Here is a 24189-nt window from a genome sequence, read left to right as displayed (position 1 = left end):
AATTTTATAAGGAACCCCGCGAAATTCGCGGGGTTTTTTATGGTTAAGGGAGTTGGTATTGGGAACTACCTGCAATCTGCGTGCCGCCCATACTTTTGCAAACGGCTTCGTTGCCTTGGCAAACCCGCATATTGGGGCGGGAAGAGTGTTCCAAATATTGGATATAACGGAGCCCGTCTTGAAAATAAGCCACGACCATAAGATTTCCTGGATTGGATATTCCTTGATGCCCTGTACCGGATAATAAATCTACCACCGTTCCGTCCGGAAAGCGCAAATAGCCGTCGTCCGTGTTTTGTCCAGCAAAGGTACCGCCTGCGGGCATATCTACGTCCAGTTCGCTCACGTTGCCCGTGTAATATCCGTTAGACATATAAAACACCTCTTCCGCATTGGCCAATGTTTTGACAAGCGGAATTACCTTGGTTAGGCGTGCCTTTTTGACGGCTTTTTCGTACTGCGGCATTGCCACCGCCGCCAAAATACCGATAATGAGGACGACTACTAACAGTTCAATAAGGGTAAAACCTGCGGTTGTGGCCATATGGCTGTGTGCTGTTAAGCCGTCATCCCGTAGTGTCCTTATACGGGATCTGTCGTTATTCTTTTTTGATAAAAACAGATCCCCGACAAAAACCTTCGGGGATGACAAAATAGAGGTATTTACCGTGCGGACACCCCAAACAGACGTCCTTCCGTAAGGTTTGGCGGCCCGCAGGGTTACGGAATCTCGTCGTTTCGCAACAACAGATTCTGGAACGCTCCGCGCCGGCACACACTCGGGAATGACGCCACTAGCACAAGTGGCCGCACGGCTAATAGAAGTAAATCCTTTCATTTTTTCTCCTTTTAAGGCCTTTATATTTGAGCAAAACGGCCTTTTATACGCGTTTTTATACGGCGGATACATCCGGGTACACATACCACAATTTATCAAAATTTTAACAAAAAAAAAAAACGAAACAACCCCTTTATAATAAACAGGCAAAAGGCAACAACACGAACAACGAGATCCCGGATAAAAACCTTCCGGGATGACGACACCCTGCGGGCGGCAGATTTTCCGCGCTCGTTTGACTAATGAAGCCACACTCTTTTTGCAATGTCGCAAGCAACGAAACGGCAACAATAAATAAAACAAAGGCGGTTATAAAATAAAAGTCATCCTGAATTTATTTCAGGATCTACCGATTGTGCTGTTGGATGTTTATAGAAATAAAGGTCATACTGGAAGGTTTCTGTCCAGTATCTGTTGTTTTCCTCTTTTTGAGTAACGACAGATCCTGGACTACGACTTTCCAGGATGACGACAACGACTAACGACCCAAGATGTAGATCCTGAAATAAATTCAGGATGACCTCTTATTTGAATAACGACAGATCCCGGATAAAAACCTTCCGGGATGACGGCACCTTGCAGGCCGCACCTTGCGAGTTTCCGGCCCATAAAATAGAAAAAGCCGGAACGCAAAAAAATGCGCTCCGGCTTTACCTTACCAAATCCTAAAATTATAACTCTATTACCAGCATTGAGGGCAACACCAAATAAAACAGGTTAATCAGCGCGCCCATACTTAAAAACGGCCCAAAGGGAATTGCATCCGCACCCTTTTTGCCCTTAAAAATCATTAGGAAGATAGCGTAAATCAGACCCAGGAAAGAGGCAAAAATAAGCGTTGTAATGACCCCTTCCCAACCAATCAGCGCGCCAATGCCGCCCATTAATTTTACGTCTCCGCCGCCCATTGCTTCTTTTTTGAACCACCACGTGCCGATAAGCGCAATCGCAAGGACCCCAAAAAGGCCCACGCCTGCCCCCAGGAGCGACAAAAGTTCCTTCTGCCACCAGACACCCTCAAAATTGGGATTAAGCCACGCAAACGCCAATCCAAGGCCAATAAGACCCAAGGAAAAGCGGTCCGGGATAATCATCAGTTCCAAATCAATGACGGACAAAATAATCAGGGCATACACCGCTGCCACGCACACAAACGTCCACGGGGTTAGACCGTATCGCCACACAAATAAAAACGTCAGCACGCCCGTTAAAAGTTCCACCAGCGGATATTGCACCGAAATCGGCTGTTTGCAATTACGGCACTTGCCGCGCAACCACAAAAAACTAAACACGGGGATATTGTCGTACCATTTAATATGCGCGTTGCATTTGGGGCACGCAGAGGGCGGCCACGCAATAGATTTATCCCGCGGGATGCGGTAAATACACACATTTAAAAAACTGCCGAAAATCAAGCCGAAAATGGCGGCAAAAACTAAAATCAAGGTTTCCATAATACTCCTTATACAAAAAAATCCCCCGCCCTGTTACAGGCGGAGGACAAAACTTAATGCATATTCCAAGGTTTACCGTAACTGTCTTCTTTGTCGGTATTTACAAAGAAATCGCCGTAGCGCGGGTCGGCCGGGTCGCTGACGTAGGCCCAACCGCCTGTTTTGGTAAAGCACTCTTCAAAGTTCCCGGTGGAAACGTGCGAAGAGGGCGGATAGCCCGGCACGGTGGCCTGCGGAATACGCTCAATATACGCCGGCACCAGGCTGGCCAAATTGTCCGTCGGATACGTGCCTTGGTGCTCGCCGTAATAGGCGGCAATGGCGCTGCGCACTTTGACCAATTTGTGCTTGGTGCTACCCTCTTGGGCTTTATGCACGAGTGTGAAAAACTTCGGCACCGTGAACCCCAACAACAGGGCAAACACCACCACCGTAATCAAGATTTCCGTTACCGTAAAACCTTTCTTCATACGCGCCCCTATTTAAAATTCAACGCTACCAAGGTAAACACTTTGGCATCGCCCAGCGTGTTTTTAATGCTGGAATATTCATTGGGCTGGTGGGCCATATCGTCCAGTTTGGAAAATACCACCACCGGGTAGCCCGCGTTGCGCAAGTACGAGCCCACCGTTCCGCCGCCTACGCCCATAGCGCGCGGGGAATTTTTATAAACCGCCTTGGCCGCCGCTTGGGTCAATTTGACGATAGAGGCGTTTTTGTCCGTCGGCAAGGAAGATTCGTTAATTTCCGTTTCTACCTTTACCGTTACTTTAAATTGCTTTTCAATGGCTTTCACCATTTTGGCAATTTCGGCCAATACGTCGGCGTTTTTGTAGCAGGGCAATACGCGGCAATCCAAGTAGAACACGTCCGTACCCGGAATCGTGTTTACGTTGGGCACGTTAGCCAAGCGTTTGGTCGGCTCAAAGGTGCTGGTGCTTTCGGGCGCAAACACCTTGTCCTTTTTGTTGAAAATCTTATACAAATCGCCCAGTTTTACCACCAAGTGCGCGGAAGCGCGCACGGCGTTATTGCCCGAGTGCGGCGTAGAAGCGTGGGTCTGTTTGCCCTGTACGGTAAATTTTACCCACAGCATATTCTTTTCGGCAATTTCCACCATCGTACCTTCCGGGTTGCCACCGTCCGGCACCAAGAACGCATCGTCCTTGCCAAAGGTTTTGCCGTATTTCTTTAAAATAGCGCGGATACCAAATTCGCTGCCGATTTCCTCGTCCGCATTGAGGAGCAAGGCATAGGTGCACGGCGGGCGGACATTGCTTTCCATCATCGCTTTTACCGTGAGCAGCGCAGACACAAGCCCCTGCTGGTTATCTTCGGAGCCGCGTCCGTAAATTTTATCACCCTTTACCACGGCTTTGTACGGGTCGGTCTTCCACAGGTTCAAATCGCCGGGCGGAACAATGTCCATATGCGCCATTACCCACAAGGTTTTCTTTTTGTTTTCGCCGTAATATTTGGCTACAATGTTGGGGCGCACGCCGTCTTTGGCTTTGGGGTCTTTGACGTTAATATAATAGAGTTCGTCAAAGTTCATTTCTTTCAAAACGGAAAACAGATACTCGGCTTTGGCATTTTCGCCGGGGCCGCCCGCGTGCGGAGATACCGCCGGGCAGGCAATCATATGCGTTTGCAAATCAATGACAGTTTGTTTGTAAGAATCAATTTTTTTGAATAATTCTTTTTCCATTTTTTCCTCCGGTCCGTTCTTATAGCGGATTGGGTACATCAATAAATTCTGTTTGTACGTCAAAGCGTTTGGCGATTAATTCCATTAAGGCCAATACGCCGGGTTTTTCGGAATTGTAATGGCCCAAGGCCAAACAATTAATATTCCCCTCGCGGCACCACTCTTGCGCGGGCTCGTCCAGCGTGCCCGTAATGTACAAGTCCAAGTGCTTTTCAATCGCCTGCGGGAGCATACTGTACGCCCCGCCGCTGACAATGCCCACCGATTCAATGCGGTTGGTGCCAAACGGCAGACGCACCGCCTTGGTTTGGCAATAAGCCTCTAAGGTTTGGGCCACTTGGTCCAAGGTTTGGGGCTGCGGCAACACGCCGCAAAAGCCAATCGTTTGCCCGTGGTACACGCCAAAGGGCTGTTCCCGTTGGGCGCCCAGCGCGCGGATTAAACAGGCGTTGTGCCCCACTACGGGGTGTTTATCAAGCGGCAAATGATACGCCGCCAAATTGATATCGTTTTTGAGCAAAAAGGCTACGCGCTCTTTAAAGAGCCCCGTTAAGGCCTGTTCCTGCCCCCACAAAAGCCCGTGGTGGACAATAATCATATCCGCCCCGGCCGCTTTGGCTTGGCGGAAGAGGGCGAGTGAAGCCGATACGCCGAAGACAATTTTGCCTACGCGCGGCGTCCCTTCCACCTGCAAACCGTTATGGCTGGCGTCGGGGATTTGGGCGCTGTTTAAGTAAGTATCCAAGAAATGTAAAACGTCTTCACAATTCACCATAGAATTATGTTATCATTTTAGAAGATGAAAAAAATAGTTTTTTTCGCTTTTTTTCTAATCTTTTTTTCCTCCATTATCTACGGCAGCCCTATTGCCACCGCCCCCTACCTGCCCGCACAGGCCGGGCCGCTAACGCAAAATGCCCCGATAACGGTGCAATATCCACACGAGAAAATGACGGTCTCGCGGGGAGCCAAAAAGATTTTTATCTTCGGGCAAGTTACTTTGCCCGGAGCCTTAACGCTTGATATCAACGGCGAGGATATCCCTCTGCACGATAATGGGGCGTTTCTGGCGTATTTGCCTGTGCAAAACGGGGAATTTGAATTTGTACTGACAGCCGGAAACGGCAAGGAAACCGTCCAAGCCGTGCGCCGCATTATCGTACCCGGCGCCAACATAAAGGATTTTTCCGCCAAGGCCGAGTTTGACCCGGAAGAGGTATTTCCGCAGACGCCCGTGGAATTACTGCCGGGCGATGTGGTAGGTTTATCCGTGCGCGGCACGCCGGGCGCGGAAGTAACTTATACCTTATCCGGCTTAAAGGATGCGAAAAATATCCCAATGAAGGAGGATGTTTCATCCCCCGGGATGTACCGCGCCAAATATTTAATTGACGAGGCCCAAAAGGCTAAAACCGCCAAAGTAACCTACAAAATGCAAAACGGCCCGGACGGCACCGAGGCCAAAATTACGGCGCCCGCCAAAATTAAAGTGTTGAACCAAAAGGACCCGTTCACCCGCGCAAAAATTTTATCCCCAGGCGTAAAACTGCGCAAAATCCCCACCCCGCGGGAAAACTTATACCCCTTTTACCGCGCCTATGGCGAGGTGCTGATAAACGGCCGTTTAAACAAGCAATACCGCATTGCCCTGAACGAAAGCGAATCCGCGTGGTTGGAAGAAGGCAAATTAAAACTGCTCTCGTCCGCCGACTACACGCCCGGGCGGATTACCTCTTTGCGCACGGTATCCACAGACGAAAAAACACGCCTGATTTTTGCGGGTTCCCGCCAAGGACCCATTAGCGTACACGAGTTTAACGACCGCTTGGAACTGACCTTTTACTATGTAAACGGGTTTGACGAAAATTTCAGTTTTGATACATTAAGCCCCATTGTGGACAGCATCACCTGGTCCCAGCCCGCGCAGGACACGGTGCTCTTTAAAATTTATTTCAAAAAGGACACTGCGCTGTGGGGCCACTCGTACAATTTTGAGGACGGCAACCTGCTGTTGGACCTTATCCACAAGCCCGTTTTAGCCCCCACCACAGAACAGCCGTTAAAGGGCGCGCGTATTTTGATAGATGCGGGGCACAGCCCGCGCCGCACCGTACCATATGACGGAGCCGTCGGCCCGACGGGCTATTTGGAATACGAGGCCAATTTGGCCCTGGCAAACGAATTAAAACCGCTATTAGAAAAGGCTGGCGCCACCGTGATTATGACCCGACACGACAACAACCGTATGGGCTTGCAGGCACGCTACGAACTGGCACTATCCGAGCAGGCACATATCTTTGTCAGCCTGCACTATAACGCCCTGCCGGAAACCATTAACCCCCTGGCGCGGGCGCGCGGGTATTCGGTTTATTACAACTATCCGCACAGTTTCCAACTGGCCCAAGCCGTGTACGATTCCTATACACGCAATGTGCCCCTGCCGGACAACGGGATGATTGCCAACGATGTACTGTTTATTCCGCGGATTCCGCAACTGCCAAGTATTTTGGTGGAAAGCGCTTATATAATCCTACCCGAGCAGGAACAAATGGCTAAAACCGCCGCCGGGCGTGCGCCCTTGGTACAAGCCTTGTATGAGGGCATTTTGAACTTTTACGGTGTAAAAACCCCTGCAAAAAAGAAGCCCACGCGCCGGAACTCGTTTAAAAAGCCGACCCGCAAAGTGATTTTAAAATCCGCCAAATCTGGCAAATAATTTTGATATAAGCCCCAAGCATAGAAAATAGACAAAAATTATAAAGTACCATTGTTAAGCAGTTTTGTTTAAATTCTATGCTGAAAAAGCAGAAATTTGCATTTTACAATTTAAAATATAGCCTAATAGTAAAAAATTGTTATAATAAATTTGTTGGACAGTAAGTTATCCAACTTAAATACAATTTATTCTGTTTTTGGAACCGTATGTAGAATGCGGTGCGCTATTGAAGAAATTCAATGGCTCATTTTCCCTCCAAAAGCAGTCGTTCTAAGCACGGAATAAACGGCCTAATTACCCGGTTGTTCCGTGCTGAGTGCTTTCTGCCATATTTTTATATGGCAGAAGGCCACGGCTGTCATCATTTGGGTTAGGGAAAATGGCTCAAAGTGTACAGCCGTTTTTTTATGTACTGTTTTCTCTAAAAATAGAATTTAACAGGAGAAAATTATGAAAAAATTAGCTGCAATTCTTGTCTTTGGGTTAATAAGTAACTTAGCCTGTGCAGAAGTAACCCCTTATTTGCATTTACAAGGTGGATATCACGCCACACATATTAAAGCAGAAGAAGAAACCCTCCTACGCGATAGCGGAGCCATTTATGGAATAGGCGTTGGAGGAAAACTAGATGGCAAATATCGTCTAGAAATCAACTGGTTAGGGCGCGACCCTATGCACGATGAATTACCGACCACTCTTGGAGTGGTTAAACTGACCTATAAAGCCGATATGTTTATGCTAAATGCATATCGCGACTTTTTAAAGGAGGGAGGAACTATTCTTTATCTAGGAGCCGGGGTAGGTCTTACTAAATGGAAGAGTTCAACAACTCTGCTAAGTTATGAAGTAAACGAAAATGGGCGTGAATTTACAGGGGCCTTGCACGCAGGACTTATCGGAGAAATGAGCAAAAACATATCAGTAGATTTTGGCGTTTCGTGGTATCACGTATTTGTTGATGAAGCAAAACTTTCAGACATAGACAACTTTATTCCACATATGGGTTTCCACATCTATCTTAAATAAAAGACATATTCTTAAAAACTCCCGGCCCGGGGCGGAAAGCCTCGGGCCGGGAATTTTGATTTCGTTTTCTAATTTAAAACACTAAAACTGCAACATTTTTACATAGTCTTTTAAGCGTTTGTTAATGTCGCGCTTGGTTAAATTGGCCAAGCGGTCCACGCTGAAAGATTCTATTGTAAACGAGGCCATTACGTTGCCAATCATCATTGCGCGCTTAATGGCCTGCAAGGAATTCCAGTTTTTCAGGCTCGCCAAATAACCCGTAAAACCACCGCCAAAGGTGTCGCCCGCCCCGGTGGTATCGTGGACGTGCTCCAAGATAAACGGCGGCAACTGCGCAATGCCCTTTTTGCTTACCAGCATTGCCCCGTTGGACCCCAGTTTAATCACCACATATTTTACCCCTTGCGAGAGTAAAATTTTGCCGGCTTTAATCAGGTTGTATTCGCCCGTTAATTGGCGCGCTTCGGTTTCGTTTAAAAAGAAGATATCAATCTTTTTTACCACTTCCAGCAGTTGCGCCTTTTTGGACGAAATCCAATAGTTCATCGTATCGCACGCCACCAAACGCGGGTGCTTTACCTGGTTTAATACGGAAAGTTGGAGTTCCGGGTCAATATTGGCCAAAAACACGGCCTTGGCGTTCTTCTGCTCGTCGGTTAATACCGGGTTAAAGTTTTGGAATACATTTAAATCGGTAAACTTGGTTACCGCGGTGTTAAAATCCTTATCGTAACTACCGCCCCAATGAAAGGTTTTCCCTTCCTTCACTTCCAGCCCGGAAAGGTCCACCCCGCGTTTTACAAACGGTTCGCGGTCTTTATCGGTAAAGTCCGTGCCTACCACAGCCACTACGGACGGGCTGGAAAAATAACTCGCGCAGACGGAGGCGTAACTCGCCGCGCCGCCCAACACGCGCTTAACGCTTCCGTTGGCGTTTTCAATCGTATCAAAAGCAACTGAACCTACTACTAATACTTCGTTTTTCACGGGCTAATCCTGTAAGAAAGTCTTAATTTCCACTTCGTTATTGAACTGGTCAAAAAACGCCCGTTGGGCCGTTTCCATTTTGGTTTCCATTAATTGTGCGGCAAAGTCGGCGCGGTTCTTGTCAAAATTCTTCATAGAGCCGTGCTGCGTTTTGTACGCATATTTAATTTCTTCGGGCGTTAATTTATAAAAGGAATAGAGTACGCCGCGGAAGCGGTCCGCCATTTTGCCCTTGCGCAGTTGCGTTTCAAACTCGGCCGGGGTTAAGCCCAAGGTGCGTTTGAGGGCGTATTCGTAAGCGGTTTTGCTGAAATAGCCGTTCTGCGTAAAGAAAGGAGACGTTTTAATGTCGTAGGCGACTTCGTAGTCGGACACGGCAAGGCCCGCTTTGTTGGCGGCTTGGTTTAATACCTCTTCGCTGATAAGCGCGGCCAACATCTGCTGACGCAAGTATTTCATCATATCCTCGTCCACGTCAATCCCTTGGTTGCGCAAGGCGCGGGCGCGGTCCTCGGACACGCGGTAAAGTTGGCGGTAAGTAATGTCCTCAGAGCCCACCTTGGCGGCGGTGCTGCTGAAATTACCGCGGCGGTACGCATCCGCCCCTAAATACACGATGCTTCCCAAAAAGAAAGCCAACGTAATAATAAGAATAATTTTTTTGTGTTTAATCAGAAACGAAATCATACGCTAAACTCCTGTTGTTATTTAGATTCTTCCTCGTTTTCTTCGTCCGTTTCGGCCTCGTCGTCCTCGGCGCCGCCGATGGTGCATTGTCCGTCAATGCGTCCGCCCTCTTCCACAATCATCTTTTTGGCGCGGATGTCGCCCTTGATAGAAGCCGCAGAAGAGATTTCCAACATATCGGCGCAGACGTTCCCTTCAATCACGCCGCCGCAGACGATAATTTCCGCCGTTACGTCGCCCACGATTTTGCCGTCCGTTCCTACAATGACGTGACGGGCGTTATCCACGGAGCCCTCCAAGGTGCCGTCCACGCGCAGGGAACCCTGCACGCTTAACGTACCCTGAAAATAGCACTCCGCGCTTACGACGGAAAAATGTTCACCGGACGAAAAATCCGAATCCTTCTTCAAAAACCCCATAAACTCCTCCTAGAATTATTTAAAATAGTTGCGCGGATTGACGGCCTGCCCGTCCTTCCACACCTCGTAATGCAAATGCGTACCCGTGGAACGCCCGCTGGAACCCATTGTAGCGATTTTATCGCCGCGCTTGACCACATCGCCCGCCTTCACGCGGATACCCGTGGTATGGGCGTAGAGCGTGGAGTAACCCAAGCCGTGGTCCACTAAAATAGCCTGGCCGAAACTGGGAACCCAACCTGCGTGGCGCACCACACCGTCGGCAGTAACCACAATCGGGCTGTCTGGCTTGCCCGCAAAATCTATACCATTGTGGCGCTTGGTACTGCGGCGCCCGAACGGGTCCAACCGGTAGCCAAAGCCGGAACTGATACGCGCCGAAGACGGACGGATAGAGGGCGTAGAGTTTAACCCCTCGCGGCGGTTGGCAAAGTACCAAGCGATTTCTTGGAACGAAGCCAAACGCGTTTTTGCCGCGTCTTCAATTACATCAATATATTCTTCAAATTCATCCGCGTCCAACTCAGTCAAATCTTTGTCCAGCATTTCTTTAAAGCGGGCGTCTTCCTTTTCTTTGGCGGCTTCCCAACCTTTGGGCAAATTGATAAATTTACCGCCGGGCATCCCCAGCATTTGCCGCATTTGCGTATCGGTGGTGCGGGTCAGGTCCAAATATTTGCGGCCACGCTCCAACTCGTCAGCGATGAGTTTCATTTTTACGCGCATTAAATTGTTCTCGGCCTTGGTAATGTTATAGTCATAGGTGCGGATAAAAAAGACAAAGCCACACAGCGTAACCACCAGCCACAGCACAAATACCAGCACAAGCGTAAGCACGCGCACCTTAAATTTTTTAGAGGCCCCCAGGCGCGGCATTATCAAAATGTCCACCCGTTCCCCCAGCGCACGCACCAAATGATTGATTAATTTACCCATCTTTTGTATTCTATCATATACGAAGCCCCCACGGGCAGATTTCAATGCTTTAAGGAGAAAAAGATGAAAAAGATATTTCTGGTAATGGCCTTGGCCGTTTTGGCCGCGGCTTGTATGCGCCTGCCGCAGGTTCCTACGCTGGGCGAGTTCAGTTTGCCCGTAGCCGGGGAAAAGGCCGAGTGGACCTCCACCGATTACGAAGGGAAACCCGTCCTAATCGTATTTATGGGTTCTTGGTGCCCGTATTGCAAAATGTCTATGCCGTTTATTGATGCCGCCAACGAAAACTTTGGCAGGCAAGTGGAAATTGTGGCCGCGTTCTTGGATGACGACCCGGCAGATGTAGCCAAAGTGGTAAAGGAGCATAACTTTAAAACCAAGGCGCTCTACAACGCGGGCAACATTGCCGAAAGTATGGAAGTAAGCGGCCTGCCCCACGTGGTAGTGTTTGACAAAAAACACAACGCCGTAAAAATGTGGGAAGGTTTCTCCCCTGAGTTGGGCCAAGAAATCCACGACTATTTAAAGAAAGTAAGCAAATAACCTTCACCCGCCGCACTCCGGCGGGTATTTTATAGGAGCCAATATGGAAATTTTATGCCTTATTTTAGTGTTGGCCTGCTTGGGGATGTTTATTTGGCTGGCGATTGTACAGGGCAACGTAAGCGACCTTGCCTGGAAAATCGGTAAATTGGAAAAGAAATTAGCCGATTTGCAAGGCGGTACCGCTCCGCAAGAAGCCCCCCAGCCCGAGCCTGTAAAATCCCCCGCTCTTATTCCTACCCCCGTGCAGGAAAAGGTCGCAAATCCCCAGCTGACCGAGCCGAAGGCCGCTTCCGAATTTACAGTTATCAAACTCTTCTCGTGGATTGGCGGCTTTGCCTTATTGTTGGCGGCGGCCTTTTGGGTAAAATACGCGCTGGAAAACAATTTGATTTCGCCCCAAATGCGTATCGGGGCGGGGCTCCTTATCGGGCTTGCCTTGGGGGTAAGCGGATTGTACCTTAAAAACCCGGGCTACAAAACCACCTCTAACACACTTTGTGCGTGTGGGCTGGCTATTTGCTACCTCGTCAGTTTTGCGGGGCACGCGCTGTATGGTTTATTTGGTCTGCCGCTCACGTTTGGCCTGCTGGCGTTTATTTCGCTGGCGGCTTTTGCTACGGCCATATATAAGCAAACGGCATACCTGGGCGTACTGGCCCAAATCGGCGCGTTTTTAACGCCGTTTTTGTTTTCCGCGCAAGAGCCTAATTTGCTTTTACTGCTGGTGTATTTTGTCTGCGTGAACCTTGTAGCCTTGGGGACGGCCTACTTAAAAAAATGGAATAAGCAATTTATTATTTCCGCAGTTTTTACGGCTTGCTGCCTGCTGACGGTTCTCGCCCAACTAAATGGACCCGGCGCGCAAACAACATTAATCGCGGGCTTTATTGCGCTTTTTGCACTCTTCTACACAGCCGGGGCCGTCGTGTTAAAGGACGGGCGGATTTTAACCGCGGGGTTTATCTCGCTGGGTATTTGCCTGCTAATGTGCCAAGACAAACCCGGCACAGATATTTCTCCCCTTTTATTGTGGGCTTCTTGCACAAATATCCTGTTTGCCGCCGTGCCCTTTGTGTTTAAAAAGCACTTTGCCGAAGACAAGCAGGTATGGGGTACCTCTTTGGTGGCAGGCGTCTTTTTATGCTTGCTTTGGGACCGCCGTTTGGACCTTTCCAACGGACTTATTCCGTTTATTTTTGCGCTGTTATACAGCGGTGTAACGGCCTATGTGTGGCATTGGGGCACGCTGGGCGACGAAGCCCAAAACAAGCGTTTATCGTGGTTGCTTGGAACGGTGGTTTTGTTTTTGACGTTTGGCATCGCCGAGCAATTTGAAAAGGGCTGGCTTACACTGGTACTGGCCTTGGAAGGGTGCGGGCTCATTTGGCTCTACCGCCCGTTGGCCGTAAAGGCCCTGTTGGGTTTTGGTAAATGGCTGTTAATTGCCGCCACGGTGCGGCTGGTGATTAATCCGGCGGTGCTGGATTATTACACCCCCACCAGCAGTATTTGGAACTGGTTTCTAGGCGTCTATACCGTATGTGCGGCGGCCTTATTTGTAGCCGCCAAGGGCTGGCCAATAAGCGACACCGGGCGCACCCGCGCGCCTTTACAGGGGCTTGGCGGACTTGTTTTATTTGTCCTGCTTAATATAGAAATTGCGGTTGCGTACTCCAATGGCGGAAAACTGCATTTTAATTTCTTTGGCGAGGTTTCCGCCGCCGCGGCCTATACCATTGCTTGGGCGTTAAGCGGCGCTCTGTGCCTGTGCCTTGCACTGAAACAAAAGGGCACTTGGCTGACCAAATCCGGCCTCGTGCTTATCGGCCTAGCCTTAGCCAAACTCTTCTTGTGCGACGTATGGAAACTGTCGTTAGGCGCGCGGATTATCACGCTTATCGGCGTGGCACTCGTGCTGTTAGCGATGTCTTTCCTCTACCAGCAAGTACGGCTAAAAATAATGCAAAAAAATTCCGATTAACAAACCGGCCCGGAGCAAACGCCCCGGGCCTTTTTATTACTTCACCAAATAACAATTATACCCGCCCTCGGTGGAACAGGTTTCGGCTTCGCTGTTTGTCAAATTCTTACAAAAGGTGTTGCCCGCGTTGTCGCCTTTGGGCGTGTGGCAATAAAGGCCTTGCTCGGGAATAGCAATTAAATAACGGCTTGTGTATTGGCTTCTCCGTGCGTGCGGCACGCCACCCACGCCAAAATAATATGTAAAATTCTTGGTCGCATATTGCGTGGCGGAACTGTGCGTACCCGGCACGGTAATATCCAAATCGTCAAAGGTGGTGGCATAACTGCCGTTTGCCATTTTATAAACCTCTTGCGCTTGGTACACACCTTTCATTACCGTCAGGGCTTCGGTCCAGCGGCTTTTTTCTACGGCTTTTTCGTACTGCGGCAGGGCCACCGCCGCCAAAATGCCGATAATAAGAACCACTACCAAGAGTTCAATAAGCGTAAAACCTTGCTTCATATTTTCTCCTTTTTGTTTTTGGAGAAAATACAACAAAAACGGCTGTTATATTTGAGCCATTCCGAGTAACCCAAATACAAACAGCCGCGGTTTATTGCCACCCGAAGGCGGCAATAAACGCTCGGCACAAAACCGCCGGGTAATTAGTCCGGCAGTCTTGCGCCTAAATCGGCTGTTTTTGGACTCGGAATGTGCATTTTGCAATGCTCACCGTATTCTGCATACGGTTCCAAAAACAGATTAAATTTTTCAGTCTTTTAGACTTTGTACAACAGTTTAATTATAACAAAAAGCCGCGGGTAATTTGCGGGTCTTCCATACACAAATAGACGTGCGCCTTGGGAAACGCCTTGCGCAAAAGCGGCACCAAAAAGCGGTACGCTTCCACACGCTGACTATCGCCATAGCGCATTTTGCCGTCAAAATCCAGCAAAAATTCCCCGTCCAAAATAGTGTTATCGGGAAAGCGGTTTTCCACCATTTTTTTAAGTTCCCGGCTAAACCGCAACGTCCCCACGCTAATCCAGGCCACCTTGTCATTAGGCAAAGTGTCGGCCATTTCCTGCACGGTACGGGCATAGTCCGCCTGATAACCGTCGTAAATGACCACGGGGTCAAAGTGAAAGCCCAAGCGGTACCCGGCCTTGGCCACTTCTTTGGCCGCCGCCAAACGGGCGGAGAGTTTGGGGGTAAAATGCTCGGCAAAGTCCGTAATTTTAGCGGAGTTGACCGACCACGAAACGACCACATTTTCACACCCGCCCACCTGCAAAAGCCCGCCGATGTTTACGCTTTTGGTTTTAAATTCAAATTGCAAATGCGGGCGCGCGCGGAAGAACGGCACAATCTTTTGGGAATATTGGGTCAAATCGTCAAACACCAAGGAATCGGTAAATTCCCCACTGCCGATACGCGGGCGGTCAAACGGTCCCTTATTAAAAGTGGCGCCGTCAATTTTGGCCAAAAATTCCTCCACATTGGCCGGGAGCAGGACCGCGTGCAGGTTTTGGTATTGCTGTAAAAAGCAATATTCGCACTCAAAGCGGCACCCAAAGCCCAAATTGACTAAATTATACCCGCACCCCGCCGCCGCGCACGAGCACGGGCAGGGCTTTAAAAAGTCGTATTTTTCGCGGTGGATGAGCAAGGTTTCCAAGCGTTTTGAAAAGTTAGGGCTGCCCACCTGTGTTTTGCCGTCGGTTTCCTTAAATTCGGCCTTGGGGAAAACCCGCCTCACCCGTGCGGTCAGTTCACTATCCGCCACCGAGGTTTCAATATACACGGTTTTGGGGTAAAAGGGTCGCTCTGTCAGGTCTGCCTGCAAGGCGGGATTTAATTCCAACTTGGGCAAATAAAAACGGTTCTTGGGCGCGGTTTTAAAATTGACGGGATAGCGGCGCGCCAAGAGTTGCTTTTTGGCACCTTCAAAGGTAAGGTTTTTTTGAACGGGCAAAACCGCTTGCATAGCCACCTTTTCCCGTTTGCAAATTTCATATACAAGGCGCGTCAGTTCGCGCAGTTTGTTTACGCCCAAGGCGGGCAAAAGAGCCAGTAAATATTTTTCTATTTCATCAGGCAGGTACACGGTTTTCCCTCCAAATATAATAATTGTTGCGCGGATAAAGCCAGGGCCGCCCCCAACGCGTTTTGACGCACTTGTTCGGGCGTACGCGCCCCCGCCAGCACGCTTGTAGCCCCGGTGGCAAGTGCCCACGCGGCCGCCACCGCTCCGGGCGGAACGCCCAATTCCTGTGCTACATTTTTAATGCGCAAAACAGTTTTGCAAGCCTCATCAAAGGCCGGGCCGCGGTAGCATTTATAAAAATAATTGCGGGCATCGGCGCGGCGGAAATTGGGCTCTTTTTTATATTTGCCGCTTAATATTCCCCCGCACAAGGTGCCGTAGCCAATAAACCCAACGCCCAATTCGCGGCAAGCGGAAAATACCGCTTCGCCTTTTTGCGGATGCAAGAGCGAATACTCGTTTTGCACGCTAACTACGGGGGCCAAGGCGCAGGCTTGACGCAGGTCCTCCGCCGTAAAATTGCACACGCCTATATAGCGGATTTTGCCTTGCGCCCGCAACTTAATTAGCGTTTCCGAGGCAGTTTCCAGGGGCGTTTTTGGGTCTAAATAATGGATTTGATACAGGTCCAAATAATCGGTTTGCAAGCGGGAAAGCGAGGTTTCCAATTGGCGGATAATGGTTTGCGGGGACAGATCGTGGTCCGTCCACGAGCCGTTTTTGACAAGCCCGCATTTGCTTGCAAGCAATACTTGCTGGCGACGGCCTTTTACGGCGCGGCCGATAAGGGCTTCGCTCTCCCCGTAAATCGGCGCAGTATCCACCCAATTTATGCCAACGTCCAATGCGGCGGACACGGTGTTTAACACGGCGGTTTCGTTCGTCGCCCCCCAATCTAACCCGCCACCAAAAGACCAACCGCCCAGGCCCATAGCGGAAAGAGATAACTCCGTTCGTCCCAAGCGGTTGTATTTCATAGGATAACTGGTTCCAATCGGTTATGCCTTCGGCATACCGAAACTGCCCATTGCCTGCGCGGCCATACCTTGGCTATCGCGCACGGCCTTGTTGATAACGGCCTTCAAATCCTCGGCAATTTCCGCCTCGCCAAAGTTTTTAATCAGCGCATCCACGCGCACTTCCTTCACTTCCTGCGAGCCGGAAATGGTTACTTCAAACAAATGGCGCGGGCTGTCCAGCTTGATTACCATATTGTCCAAGCGTTTTTTAATTTCTTCCATTTGGCTTTTAAGTTTCCACAAATCTTTTAATTGTCCTAATTTATCAAACATACTACCCCTCCTTCTGATTTTTTATATTGTAACTTTTATAAGTCCACCGCCGCAAACGTGCGCACAAAAACGGCACTGCACCGCACCGGACGCCCGGGGAAAATCTTTTCGGCCGCCCGGCGGTAAGCGTCCAACTGCAAGCGGTATTTTTTATCTAATAATTGCTTTTCCTGCCCCGGTTTTACTTTATCCGTTTTGTAATCCACAATCCACACGCGGTTATCCGCCGCTGTTAATACCGCGTCCATTACGCCGGATTCCACTTCGCCGTTTTCCTCCAAATACGAAAAGGGCATTTCGCACGCCAACACCCGGCAAGCGGCCAGTTCCGCAAATAACGGACTCGCCGCAAACGGCAATAATACCTTGCGCGCATCTTCGGCCCGGTGGGGTACGGCACATTGGGTGGCGGCGGAAATAGTGGCCTGTTCGGGGGACTGTTTTTGCGAAAGCATTAATTCCAACGCCCGGTGGCATACCGTGCCCAACTCCGCCCCGGCGCGCTGTTCCTCCGTCAGCAAATTCGGGTCAGCCATTTCGCTGGGAGAGCGCAACTGGTCCTCGCTTATCCACTTTTGGTAGCGGGCCAAACGCGTATCATACGCCGCGCGCCAATGCTCAATATCTTGGGCCGTTTCCGGGTTAGCGGCGTACTCGTTATGGCGGTAGCGGAAATTTTCCGGCGGCTCATATGTGGCGTATTGCACGGGTACGATTAAATCCCCGTCCGATATCGCTTTGGGCAAGGTTTCCCCGTCCGGGAACAGCCCGGCGGACGCAAACGGCGCGGCGGCCTTTACAGCCCCCTTGCGTGCATCAGCCACCAAAAGCAGTTTTTCCTTCGCGCGCGTTAAGGCCACATACAGCACGCGGACTTCTTCGCACTTGCCGTGCTTTTTTTGCTCATCTTCCAAAAAGGCCAAATTTACATCGCAAATTTTCCCTACCCGTAATCCGTGCATATTGTACTGCCAAGAAAAAATATGCAATACCGGGTCGGAGGACGAAGAAGAATCCTGCTTCGTCATATCCGCTAAAATGACCACCGGGAATTGTAACCCCTTGGACTTGTGTACCGTTAGCACAGACACGGCATCCAGCGCATCATCGGCGTTGGAAGCACCCAAACGGTCCGGGTGCTCTTCCAGCAAGGTTTGCACGTCCGCCAAAAATTGCGACAGCGAGGCCGGGCCGTCCGCCGCATAGCCGTCAGCCAACCCCACCAAGCGCTTTAAGTTGCCCAGCGTCCGCTCCCCCTCGTACGAGGCCGCACACGCTTCGGGCAAAAAGGTATCCTCTAAAATGTCGGTTAATAAATCTTTCAGCCCTCTGCGCCCGGCCAAACGGGCATATTTATTTAATACGGCAAACGCGCGGGCTAGTTTTTCGTCCGTGGGCCGGACATAAAGGGAAAGTTCCCCCCGCTTGGCAACCTGATACAATTCCTCATCCGTAAATCCAAATAGCGGGCTACGCAATACGCCGGCGAGTGAAATTTTGTCGTCCGGGTCCGATACGGCGCGCAAAAAGTTTAAAAAGTCGCTTACTTCCTGTTTGCGGTAAAACTTTTTATCCGTTTCCACGTTAAAGGCTATGCCGCGGCGGCGCAGGGCCTCGGTATAGGGGGTGGCGGTGGTGGCGGCACGCGTGAGCAGGGCAATATCCTTGTATTGCAATTTATGTCCGTCCGCCAAGGTTAAAGCACCTACATTTTGGCTAATCCAGTCCGCAATGCGCTCGGCCTGATTATCGCGAAAATCGTCCGCAGACGGCAGTTTGCCTTCGGGCGCGGGCACAAAAAGCCATTGTACGGCCCCGTTGCGCACCGTTTTACTGGTGTAAATGGGCACATAGGCGGGCTGAAAAGCCGTTTGCTGAATCATTGCGCGGGAACAAACGGAGTTGGCCGTTTCCACAATTTCAGGCGTACTGCGGAAGTTTTCCTGCAAGAAGCACTTTTCGCCGCCTTGGCGCAAAATTAAATCGGTAAACAATTCATACGCCGTAATATCCGCCCCGCGGAAGCGGTAAATGGACTGTTTGGGATCGCCCACTACATACAATTTTCCCGGCTCCAAACGCACCTCCTGCCAACGGGAAGCGCGCGTGTTTTTGGCCTCGGCTAAAAACAGCAGCAGTTCCCCCTGTACAGGGTCCGTATCTTGGAACTCATCAATGAACAACACGTCAAATTTGGCTTTTAACTGTTCCCGCACGGACGGATTTTGCAACAATAAGTTACGGGTTTTAACAATCAAATCGTCAAAACTCAATAGTCCTTCCCGCGCGTAGTCCTGCCTAATAAGAGCAGTTACATCCTTTACCAAATCATATGCGGCCAAAAACAGGCGTTGTTTTTCGGGCGTGGTTTTGCCCGCAAAATCCACGAGCGAGCAAGCCTCGTCAAACGCTTCGTCATCCCAGCCCTTGGCTTGGTCATTGGAAGAAAGTTTAACGTATTCCCCTTCGGGTTCGGCCGGGGTTTCCCCCTTTAAAAAAGCAGCCGTCCGCTTTAAAGATTCCGCCGCCCACAATAGCATTTTTTCCACCTTGCGGGGCTTCTTCACTTCCGCCGAAAAAGACGCCGCCATTTCCTGGGCACGCGCGGCTTTTTCCAAGCACGAGGAAGCCAGCAAATTTTGGTGGGCGTAATAATCGTAAGATTCTATTTTGCCGCTGCACAGTTCCGCCGCGAAGTCTTTTAAGTCCGGCAGGGAAATTTCCGCCAACACCTGTTTCCATTGGGCGGCGCGGGGCGCATTTACGCCCAGTTCGCTATCTAAAAAAGCGTTCCAACGCGCGTTAAACAGTTGCGCGGCCTTTTGCCCCGCATCAATTTGCGCATTGGGTGAAAGCCCGGCTTCCAGCGGGAAGGATTTTAAAATATCGGCGCAAAAGCCGTGAATCGTACCGATAGAAGCGCGGTCCAAACGCGAGAGCGCCGTCTCGGCCCGTTTTACCAACTCATCGGACTTTACCGACGGGAAATACTCCCGCAAGAGCGACAAAGTGCTATCCTGGGTTCCCTTTTTAACGGCGGCCACTAAATTTTGCAATTTGGCAACAAAGCGCGTTTTGATTTCGGCGGCGGCTTTTTCGGTAAACGTCAGCGCGACCAACTTTTCAACCGGCGTATTTTGCGCCAGCACCGCCAAACACAGGCGGTCAATTAATAGGGTGGTTTTGCCCGTACCGGCCCCAGCCTCTACCACAATATTCACGCCTGTATGTGTTCGCGCTTGCAAGCGGTCTTCGGTAAAACTCATTTAACTGCCTCCTGTAACGATTTGTAGGCCGCACTCTTGCGCGCGCGCAAAAGCGACTTAAAACTATCCCGGCGGCAAGCCGCCGCATACGGGCAATATTGGCACTTTTTGTCTTCGGGGTTAACAAAGAAAACTCCGTTTTTTATATAATCCGTCAGCAATACCAAAAATTGGCACGCACGCGGCAAAACATCTTCAAACGCGGTGGGCGGCAAGTCGCTACGGTGGTATTTGGGCGAAATAGCCAACAGGCAAGAACCCGCCGACTCGTAACCTTTTAGTTCCGGCAGTTGCCGCGCAATCAGCACATACACAAAGGGCTGAAAAATAAGATGTTTAAAGATGTCCGACGCCAAGTCTTTGGTGCCCTTACGGGAAGATTTATAATCATCAATGCGGAAGAGTTTGTGCTTTTCATCAATATCCACCCGGTCAATAATCCCGCGCAAACGCAGGGGCAGTTTTTCGGACGGCTCCAACGAGACGGGAATTTCAAACCGAGCGGGCACAAAATCGCCTTGGTCGTGCAAATCATCCAGTACAAATTTTCCCAGCAAGTCCTTAATATCTTGCAGTAAAAGTTCCCACACCACGGGATAAATGCCAAACTGGCGGTAACTGTCCGTGCGGTAATGCTTTTCAACCGCTTGGTTTAAATATTCCAAGGCGGCCTCGTCAAACAAATCATGCGTAAGCCCGCGTTTAAATAAATCTTCGTAGAAATCCTTTAAAATTTCGTGATAAACGGTTCCGCGCAAATTGGGCGGCAGTTCCTGGCGGCTTAACGGGTCGTCATCTTGGCGCAGTTTAAGCCCCTTTTCAAAAAAAATACGCATCGGGCATTGGCCCAACTTTTGCAAGGTAGAGGGCGAAAAACCCAATTTATCTTCCTGCGCAAAAATTTCCGCACCACTGCTAATCACGCCGTCATACGCGTTTAACGGGCCGTTTTTGGCCAGTTCGCCCGCGGCGGCAAGAGCGTCTTCAATCCCCGGGGTCAGCAGTTGCGCCACCGCATATTTTTTAGCGGGGCTTTCCGGATTTAAAATAAAAGTGTAGGAAAGTTCCTTCGGCGTTAAAAAATCTTCGGTAACGCCCGATAACTTTTCACTAAGCCGCCCGCTAACCCGCAGAGCACCGTCAGCCTGCCAGTTGATAAGCGTAGCCCGCGCGAGTTCCGCCAAATAAACTGACGGAGAAACCTCTTTTCCGTCCGAACCGCGGCGAGCATACAGAGCGTACAATTTTTCCCGCGCCGAAGTGGCTGCGGCAAAAAAGAAGAGTTTTTCTTCGTCGCCCCTATCCAAACTTTGGTTAATCCAATAGCCCAGCACATCGCGCAACACATAGCGGTAATAGTCGCGCAAAACGGGGTCCTCGGGCATTAAAAGCGGGAAAACTTTATCGTTTAGCCCCAGTAAAAACACCGCCTTAAACGAGAGTCCGCGCGCACGCACGGCGTCGGTAAACACCACCCCGCCGCGAACGGTTTCGGCCTCGTTAAACGTAAGGCCGCGCACGGCATCGGCCAGTTCTTCCAAAAACTCGCCCTCCTGCGCCTGCGAACGCAAAACGCTGTACGAAGCCAAACTTTGTATGCGCTCGCACACCGCCCGGTAAATTTCCGCTTCTTTGCCCTCAAAGGTTTCCTCGTCCGTCAATTCGCGCAGTAAAGCCAAGGCTTCCTGCGACAATACGCCCCACTCCGCCGCGCGGCCTAATTGCTCCAAACGGTTTTTGATATGTGTCAGCCACGACAAAAATTCCGGGTCATAATTTTTGGTTTGTGGCAATAAATCCTGCCATTGGCTAAAATCGCGGTTTACGAGCGAGCGCGAAATAAGAGCACGCCATTTATTTTTGGAAGCGTGTTTAAAATACGGCGACGACACCACCGACAGCACGAGGTTTCGATCAAAACCGTTTTGCGCCAACGCAAATAAATTCAAACAAAACACACCCAGCGGATAATGCGTAACCGGGTACGAAAAAGACGCGTTAAGCGGAATACAGTTTTGCTTAAATACGCGGCGCAGTTCATCTTGGTATGGGGTAACCGTGCGGGCAATCACCGCAATATCGGCAAAGGAGTAGCCCTCTTTTTCCACCAAACGCAAAATTTCCTTGGCGGTAAAAAACAACTCGCCGGAAGCATCCCCCGCGCTTATAATTTGCACGCCCGGTGCATTTACTCCCTCTCCCGCAGAAAAAACACTTTTTGCGGCCGAGCCCAACGCGCCAAAATCGTCCGTTTCCGCATTTTCTCCCCCCGCAGAAAACCAGTTAGCCTCAAAGAATTTCTGTGCGAAATGGTATGCCGGGTGAATCATATACGGTGCAAAAACCGCCACCGGATAATGCCCGCGTAAACGGTTCACCAGTTCCAACTGGCGGCCGGGCATATCGTAAAACCCATAAAACACAATTTGTTTAAATCCCTTTAAAAAGGCTGATTTTTCCACCTGTGCAAGCGCCCGCTCAAAGGCCGCCTGATAAGGGCGGTAACCCGGCACATTTTGCTGGGCCTGTAAATACCGGCGGTAAAGGCGGTTTAACCAAATAAGCCGCTCTTTGTCCGCTTCCAAGGCGGTGTCCGAAGCGGTGCGCACATATTTATCTATTACGTCCGGCCCGACCAAGGAGTCCTCCAAGTCGCGCAAAGAACTTTTAACCGCCTGCACAAACCCGCGCGAAGCGGGATAGCGGTTTAGGTCGGGCTCTTGCAATAGATTTTTAATTAAAAAATCACGCAAATTGTCTTGTGGCAAAAGTGGCAAGGTTGCACCAGGGGCTTCACTATCCAGCACCGATACCAGCGCGCCACCCGTTATAAAATGGATATTGGCCGCCGCGCCAAATTCCCGCGCCAAGCGGTTTTTTAATTGGTTGACTACCAAGCCAGATGAACAAATCACCAGCCACGGAGCCAACGCGTCCGTGCGTTCACTGCGGACGTAACGGACGAAGGCATTTTCTAACGAAGGGTAATGGGCGTAAAAGAGTTTCATAAAATTGTAAAATAGAGATATTATTTTATCTTACATTTTTGGAAGCAAATATGAAAACACTTATTCTTGTACGCCACGCCAACGCCTTATCCGGCTTGGAAGCCCGTGTAAATACGGACGCAGAACGCCCTCTTTCTAACGAGGGCAAACAAAAGGCCGCTAAAACCGCACAGGCCCTAAAAGAGCGCGGAATTGTACCGCAAATTATTTTGACAAGCCCACTTTTGCGCGCGAAGCAAACGGCTGAAATTTTAAAGCAGACCTTGGGAGGGCAACTTTCCAAGGAAACGCTTTTAAACGGCTTGCACGCCGACCGCGAAGTATGCGAATTTTTAGCCGAACAAATGCAGGAGTACGATACGGTGATTGCCGTCGGCCACAACCCCAATGTGGCGTATGTACTGCACCTATTTTGCAAAGAGGTTCACCACTTTGCGCCGGGTTCCTTTGCCGTGCTGGATTTTGCTAATCCGCACCGCCCCCAATTAACCTACTTTGGAGAGTAACCGATGACGATTTTTGATGCGGTTTTACTCGGCGTGTTACAAGCGTTAGGGGAATTTTTGCCCATTTCCAGTTCGGCCCATTTGGCCCTGTTGCCGTATTTTCGCGGGATGGAATATCAGGGGCTCGCGTTTGACGTAATGCTCCACGCGGCCACGCTGCTCGCCGTACTTTTGTACTTTGCCAAGGATTGGTTTGTACTGATTAAAGACGGACTAACTCATCCCACCACGCCAGAGGGGCGCAAACTGTGGTATTTGGCGGCCGCCACGGTGCCTGCCGCCGTTGCCGGATATTTCCTTAACGATTTGGCGGAAAATACATTTAGAAACCCGCTAATGATAGCCGTTTGCTTAATGGTATTTGCGTGCCTACTCGGCTGGGCGGACAAAAAGGGACGCAAAAACCCCGACACGCCCATTTTATTTAGTACGCTAATGATTATCGGTTGTGCACAAGCCCTGGCACTTATGCCCGGCGTATCACGCAGTGGCATTACCATTACGGCGGCACTCCTGCTGGGCTTATCCCGAAGCACCAGCGCCCGGATTTCCTTTTTGTTATCCACCCCGATTATTGGAGGGGCAACTTTACTAGAATTGCGCCATTTGACCCCGGCAGATTTTAATATGCCGCTTTTATGGGGCTTTGTCAGCGCATTTTTAGGGGCCTTACTCGTTATCGGCTGGTTGATGAAATATATCAAAACGCACAGTTTTAATGTGTTTGTTTATTACAGGCTGATTTTAGGCTTGGTAATTATAGCGTTTTACTTTTGGAAATAGCGCA

At 50.0% G+C, this 24189-nt stretch carries 22 protein-coding genes; 7 read left to right on the top strand and 15 right to left on the bottom strand.

Features of this window, described 5'->3' with window-relative positions:
- Positions 1-43: 43 nt before the first annotated feature.
- A complete protein-coding gene (locus ACR0QV_RS02720) occupies positions 44-838 on the bottom strand; it encodes a type IV pilin protein (protein ID WP_432634444.1) in 795 nt (264 codons plus the stop codon).
- Positions 839-1354: 516 nt separating this feature from the next.
- Between ACR0QV_RS02720 and ACR0QV_RS02715 the strand changes: the two genes are divergently transcribed.
- Positions 1355-1507 (top strand): hypothetical protein, encoded by a 153-nt coding sequence (locus ACR0QV_RS02715; RefSeq protein ID WP_432634443.1) that lies wholly within the window; start codon positions 1355-1357, stop codon positions 1505-1507.
- Between the two features lie 2 nt (positions 1508-1509).
- On the opposite strand, the gene ACR0QV_RS02710 is transcribed toward ACR0QV_RS02715, so the two are convergent.
- From ACR0QV_RS02710 to ACR0QV_RS02695, 4 genes are read right to left on the bottom strand one after another with little or no spacing between them, the layout of a single operon-like run.
- On the bottom strand, positions 1510-2292 hold the full coding sequence (locus ACR0QV_RS02710; RefSeq protein ID WP_432634442.1) for a prepilin peptidase: 783 nt from the start codon (positions 2290-2292) through the stop codon (positions 1510-1512).
- 53 nt (positions 2293-2345) lie between these two features.
- Entirely contained in the window at positions 2346-2762 is a 417-nt protein-coding gene (locus tag ACR0QV_RS02705) for a type II secretion system protein (protein WP_432634441.1), read from the bottom strand.
- An 8-nt stretch (positions 2763-2770) separates the two neighbouring features.
- Positions 2771-4000, bottom strand: a complete 1230-nt coding sequence (locus ACR0QV_RS02700) for a M20 family metallo-hydrolase (RefSeq protein ID WP_432634440.1) — start codon at positions 3998-4000, stop codon at positions 2771-2773.
- A 19-nt stretch (positions 4001-4019) separates the two neighbouring features.
- The gene (locus tag ACR0QV_RS02695; protein WP_432634439.1) at positions 4020-4775 is read right to left on the bottom strand and encodes a Nif3-like dinuclear metal center hexameric protein; all 756 of its coding nucleotides are present in this window, start codon (positions 4773-4775) and stop codon (positions 4020-4022) included.
- 24 nt (positions 4776-4799) lie between these two features.
- On the opposite strand from ACR0QV_RS02695, the gene ACR0QV_RS02690 reads away from it, so the two are divergent.
- Both ACR0QV_RS02690 and ACR0QV_RS02685 read left to right on the top strand, forming a co-directional pair.
- Positions 4800-6716, top strand: a complete 1917-nt coding sequence (locus tag ACR0QV_RS02690) for an N-acetylmuramoyl-L-alanine amidase (protein ID WP_432634438.1) — start codon at positions 4800-4802, stop codon at positions 6714-6716.
- A gap of 450 nt (positions 6717-7166) precedes the next feature.
- Entirely contained in the window at positions 7167-7742 is a 576-nt protein-coding gene (locus tag ACR0QV_RS02685) for an outer membrane protein (protein WP_432634437.1), read from the top strand.
- 81 nt (positions 7743-7823) lie between these two features.
- Here ACR0QV_RS02685 and ACR0QV_RS02680 read toward each other — a convergent pair whose 3' ends face one another.
- From ACR0QV_RS02680 to ACR0QV_RS02665, 4 genes are read right to left on the bottom strand one after another with little or no spacing between them, the layout of a single operon-like run.
- On the bottom strand, positions 7824-8732 hold the full coding sequence (locus ACR0QV_RS02680; protein ID WP_432634436.1) for a PfkB family carbohydrate kinase: 909 nt from the start codon (positions 8730-8732) through the stop codon (positions 7824-7826).
- A 3-nt stretch (positions 8733-8735) separates the two neighbouring features.
- Entirely contained in the window at positions 8736-9419 is a 684-nt protein-coding gene (locus tag ACR0QV_RS02675) for a SurA N-terminal domain-containing protein (RefSeq protein ID WP_432634435.1), read from the bottom strand.
- 17 nt (positions 9420-9436) lie between these two features.
- Positions 9437-9829 carry a bactofilin family protein gene (locus ACR0QV_RS02670; RefSeq protein WP_432634434.1) on the bottom strand — a complete coding sequence of 131 codons (393 nt, stop codon included), beginning with the start codon at positions 9827-9829 and terminating at the stop codon, positions 9437-9439.
- Between the two features lie 24 nt (positions 9830-9853).
- Positions 9854-10774 carry a M23 family metallopeptidase gene (locus ACR0QV_RS02665; RefSeq protein ID WP_428054151.1) on the bottom strand — a complete coding sequence of 307 codons (921 nt, stop codon included), beginning with the start codon at positions 10772-10774 and terminating at the stop codon, positions 9854-9856.
- 63 nt (positions 10775-10837) lie between these two features.
- Between ACR0QV_RS02665 and ACR0QV_RS02660 the strand changes: the two genes are divergently transcribed.
- Positions 10838-11317, top strand: a complete 480-nt coding sequence (locus tag ACR0QV_RS02660; RefSeq protein WP_432634433.1) for a TlpA family protein disulfide reductase — start codon at positions 10838-10840, stop codon at positions 11315-11317.
- Positions 11318-11360: 43 nt separating this feature from the next.
- Positions 11361-13301 carry a DUF2339 domain-containing protein gene (locus ACR0QV_RS02655; protein ID WP_432634432.1) on the top strand — a complete coding sequence of 647 codons (1941 nt, stop codon included), beginning with the start codon at positions 11361-11363 and terminating at the stop codon, positions 13299-13301.
- Positions 13302-13337: 36 nt separating this feature from the next.
- Here ACR0QV_RS02655 and ACR0QV_RS02650 read toward each other — a convergent pair whose 3' ends face one another.
- From ACR0QV_RS02650 to ACR0QV_RS02625, 6 genes are all read right to left on the bottom strand, one after another.
- On the bottom strand, positions 13338-13805 hold the full coding sequence (locus ACR0QV_RS02650) for a type IV pilin protein (protein ID WP_432634431.1): 468 nt from the start codon (positions 13803-13805) through the stop codon (positions 13338-13340).
- 280 nt (positions 13806-14085) lie between these two features.
- Positions 14086-15390 (bottom strand): SPL family radical SAM protein, encoded by a 1305-nt coding sequence (locus tag ACR0QV_RS02645; protein WP_432634430.1) that lies wholly within the window; start codon positions 15388-15390, stop codon positions 14086-14088.
- On the bottom strand, positions 15369-16307 hold the full coding sequence (locus ACR0QV_RS02640) for an aldo/keto reductase (RefSeq protein WP_432634429.1): 939 nt from the start codon (positions 16305-16307) through the stop codon (positions 15369-15371). The genes ACR0QV_RS02645 and ACR0QV_RS02640 overlap by 22 nt, the downstream gene beginning before the upstream one ends.
- A 21-nt stretch (positions 16308-16328) precedes the next feature.
- Positions 16329-16622 (bottom strand): YbaB/EbfC family nucleoid-associated protein, encoded by a 294-nt coding sequence (locus ACR0QV_RS02635; protein WP_432634428.1) that lies wholly within the window; start codon positions 16620-16622, stop codon positions 16329-16331.
- Between the two features lie 35 nt (positions 16623-16657).
- Positions 16658-19888: a UvrD-helicase domain-containing protein gene (locus ACR0QV_RS02630; protein ID WP_432634427.1), complete on the bottom strand. Its 3231-nt coding sequence runs from the start codon at positions 19886-19888 to the stop codon at positions 16658-16660.
- Positions 19885-22896, bottom strand: coding sequence for a PD-(D/E)XK nuclease family protein (locus ACR0QV_RS02625; protein WP_432634426.1), 3012 nt, complete (start codon positions 22894-22896; stop codon positions 19885-19887). The genes ACR0QV_RS02630 and ACR0QV_RS02625 overlap by 4 nt, the downstream gene beginning before the upstream one ends.
- A 50-nt stretch (positions 22897-22946) precedes the next feature.
- Here ACR0QV_RS02625 and ACR0QV_RS02620 point away from each other — a divergent pair, with 50 nt between their 5' ends.
- A complete protein-coding gene (locus tag ACR0QV_RS02620) occupies positions 22947-23402 on the top strand; it encodes a SixA phosphatase family protein (RefSeq protein ID WP_432634425.1) in 456 nt (151 codons plus the stop codon).
- A gap of 3 nt (positions 23403-23405) precedes the next feature.
- A complete protein-coding gene (locus ACR0QV_RS02615) occupies positions 23406-24185 on the top strand; it encodes an undecaprenyl-diphosphate phosphatase (RefSeq protein ID WP_432634424.1) in 780 nt (259 codons plus the stop codon).
- Positions 24186-24189 lie beyond the last annotated feature (4 nt).

This window comes from Candidatus Avelusimicrobium sp. (assembly GCF_050873505.1).
Taxonomy (GTDB): Bacteria; Elusimicrobiota; Elusimicrobia; order Elusimicrobiales; family Elusimicrobiaceae; genus Avelusimicrobium.
Note: the sequence above shows the minus strand (reverse complement) of the source record. Positions and strands in the feature narration are given on the sequence as shown.

What these genes read in the sequence shown, in the direction of transcription:
- ACR0QV_RS02720 (WP_432634444.1), bottom strand. Translation starts at nt 838, where the DNA reads ATGAAAGGATTTACTTCTATTAGCCGTGCGGCCACTTGTGCTAGTGGC.
- ACR0QV_RS02715 (WP_432634443.1), top strand. Translation starts at nt 1,355, where the DNA reads ATGACCTCTTATTTGAATAACGACAGATCCCGGATAAAAACCTTCCGG.
- ACR0QV_RS02710 (WP_432634442.1), bottom strand. Translation starts at nt 2,292, where the DNA reads ATGGAAACCTTGATTTTAGTTTTTGCCGCCATTTTCGGCTTGATTTTC.
- ACR0QV_RS02705 (WP_432634441.1), bottom strand. Translation starts at nt 2,762, where the DNA reads ATGAAGAAAGGTTTTACGGTAACGGAAATCTTGATTACGGTGGTGGTG.
- ACR0QV_RS02700 (WP_432634440.1), bottom strand. Translation starts at nt 4,000, where the DNA reads ATGGAAAAAGAATTATTCAAAAAAATTGATTCTTACAAACAAACTGTC.
- ACR0QV_RS02695 (WP_432634439.1), bottom strand. Translation starts at nt 4,775, where the DNA reads ATGGTGAATTGTGAAGACGTTTTACATTTCTTGGATACTTACTTAAAC.
- ACR0QV_RS02690 (WP_432634438.1), top strand. Translation starts at nt 4,800, where the DNA reads ATGAAAAAAATAGTTTTTTTCGCTTTTTTTCTAATCTTTTTTTCCTCC.
- ACR0QV_RS02685 (WP_432634437.1), top strand. Translation starts at nt 7,167, where the DNA reads ATGAAAAAATTAGCTGCAATTCTTGTCTTTGGGTTAATAAGTAACTTA.
- ACR0QV_RS02675 (WP_432634435.1), bottom strand. Translation starts at nt 9,419, where the DNA reads ATGATTTCGTTTCTGATTAAACACAAAAAAATTATTCTTATTATTACG.
- ACR0QV_RS02665 (WP_428054151.1), bottom strand. Translation starts at nt 10,774, where the DNA reads ATGGGTAAATTAATCAATCATTTGGTGCGTGCGCTGGGGGAACGGGTG.
- ACR0QV_RS02660 (WP_432634433.1), top strand. Translation starts at nt 10,838, where the DNA reads ATGAAAAAGATATTTCTGGTAATGGCCTTGGCCGTTTTGGCCGCGGCT.
- ACR0QV_RS02655 (WP_432634432.1), top strand. Translation starts at nt 11,361, where the DNA reads ATGGAAATTTTATGCCTTATTTTAGTGTTGGCCTGCTTGGGGATGTTT.
- ACR0QV_RS02650 (WP_432634431.1), bottom strand. Translation starts at nt 13,805, where the DNA reads ATGAAGCAAGGTTTTACGCTTATTGAACTCTTGGTAGTGGTTCTTATT.
- ACR0QV_RS02640 (WP_432634429.1), bottom strand. Translation starts at nt 16,307, where the DNA reads ATGAAATACAACCGCTTGGGACGAACGGAGTTATCTCTTTCCGCTATG.
- ACR0QV_RS02635 (WP_432634428.1), bottom strand. Translation starts at nt 16,622, where the DNA reads ATGTTTGATAAATTAGGACAATTAAAAGATTTGTGGAAACTTAAAAGC.
- ACR0QV_RS02630 (WP_432634427.1), bottom strand. Translation starts at nt 19,888, where the DNA reads ATGAGTTTTACCGAAGACCGCTTGCAAGCGCGAACACATACAGGCGTG.
- ACR0QV_RS02625 (WP_432634426.1), bottom strand. Translation starts at nt 22,896, where the DNA reads ATGAAACTCTTTTACGCCCATTACCCTTCGTTAGAAAATGCCTTCGTC.
- ACR0QV_RS02620 (WP_432634425.1), top strand. Translation starts at nt 22,947, where the DNA reads ATGAAAACACTTATTCTTGTACGCCACGCCAACGCCTTATCCGGCTTG.
- ACR0QV_RS02615 (WP_432634424.1), top strand. Translation starts at nt 23,406, where the DNA reads ATGACGATTTTTGATGCGGTTTTACTCGGCGTGTTACAAGCGTTAGGG.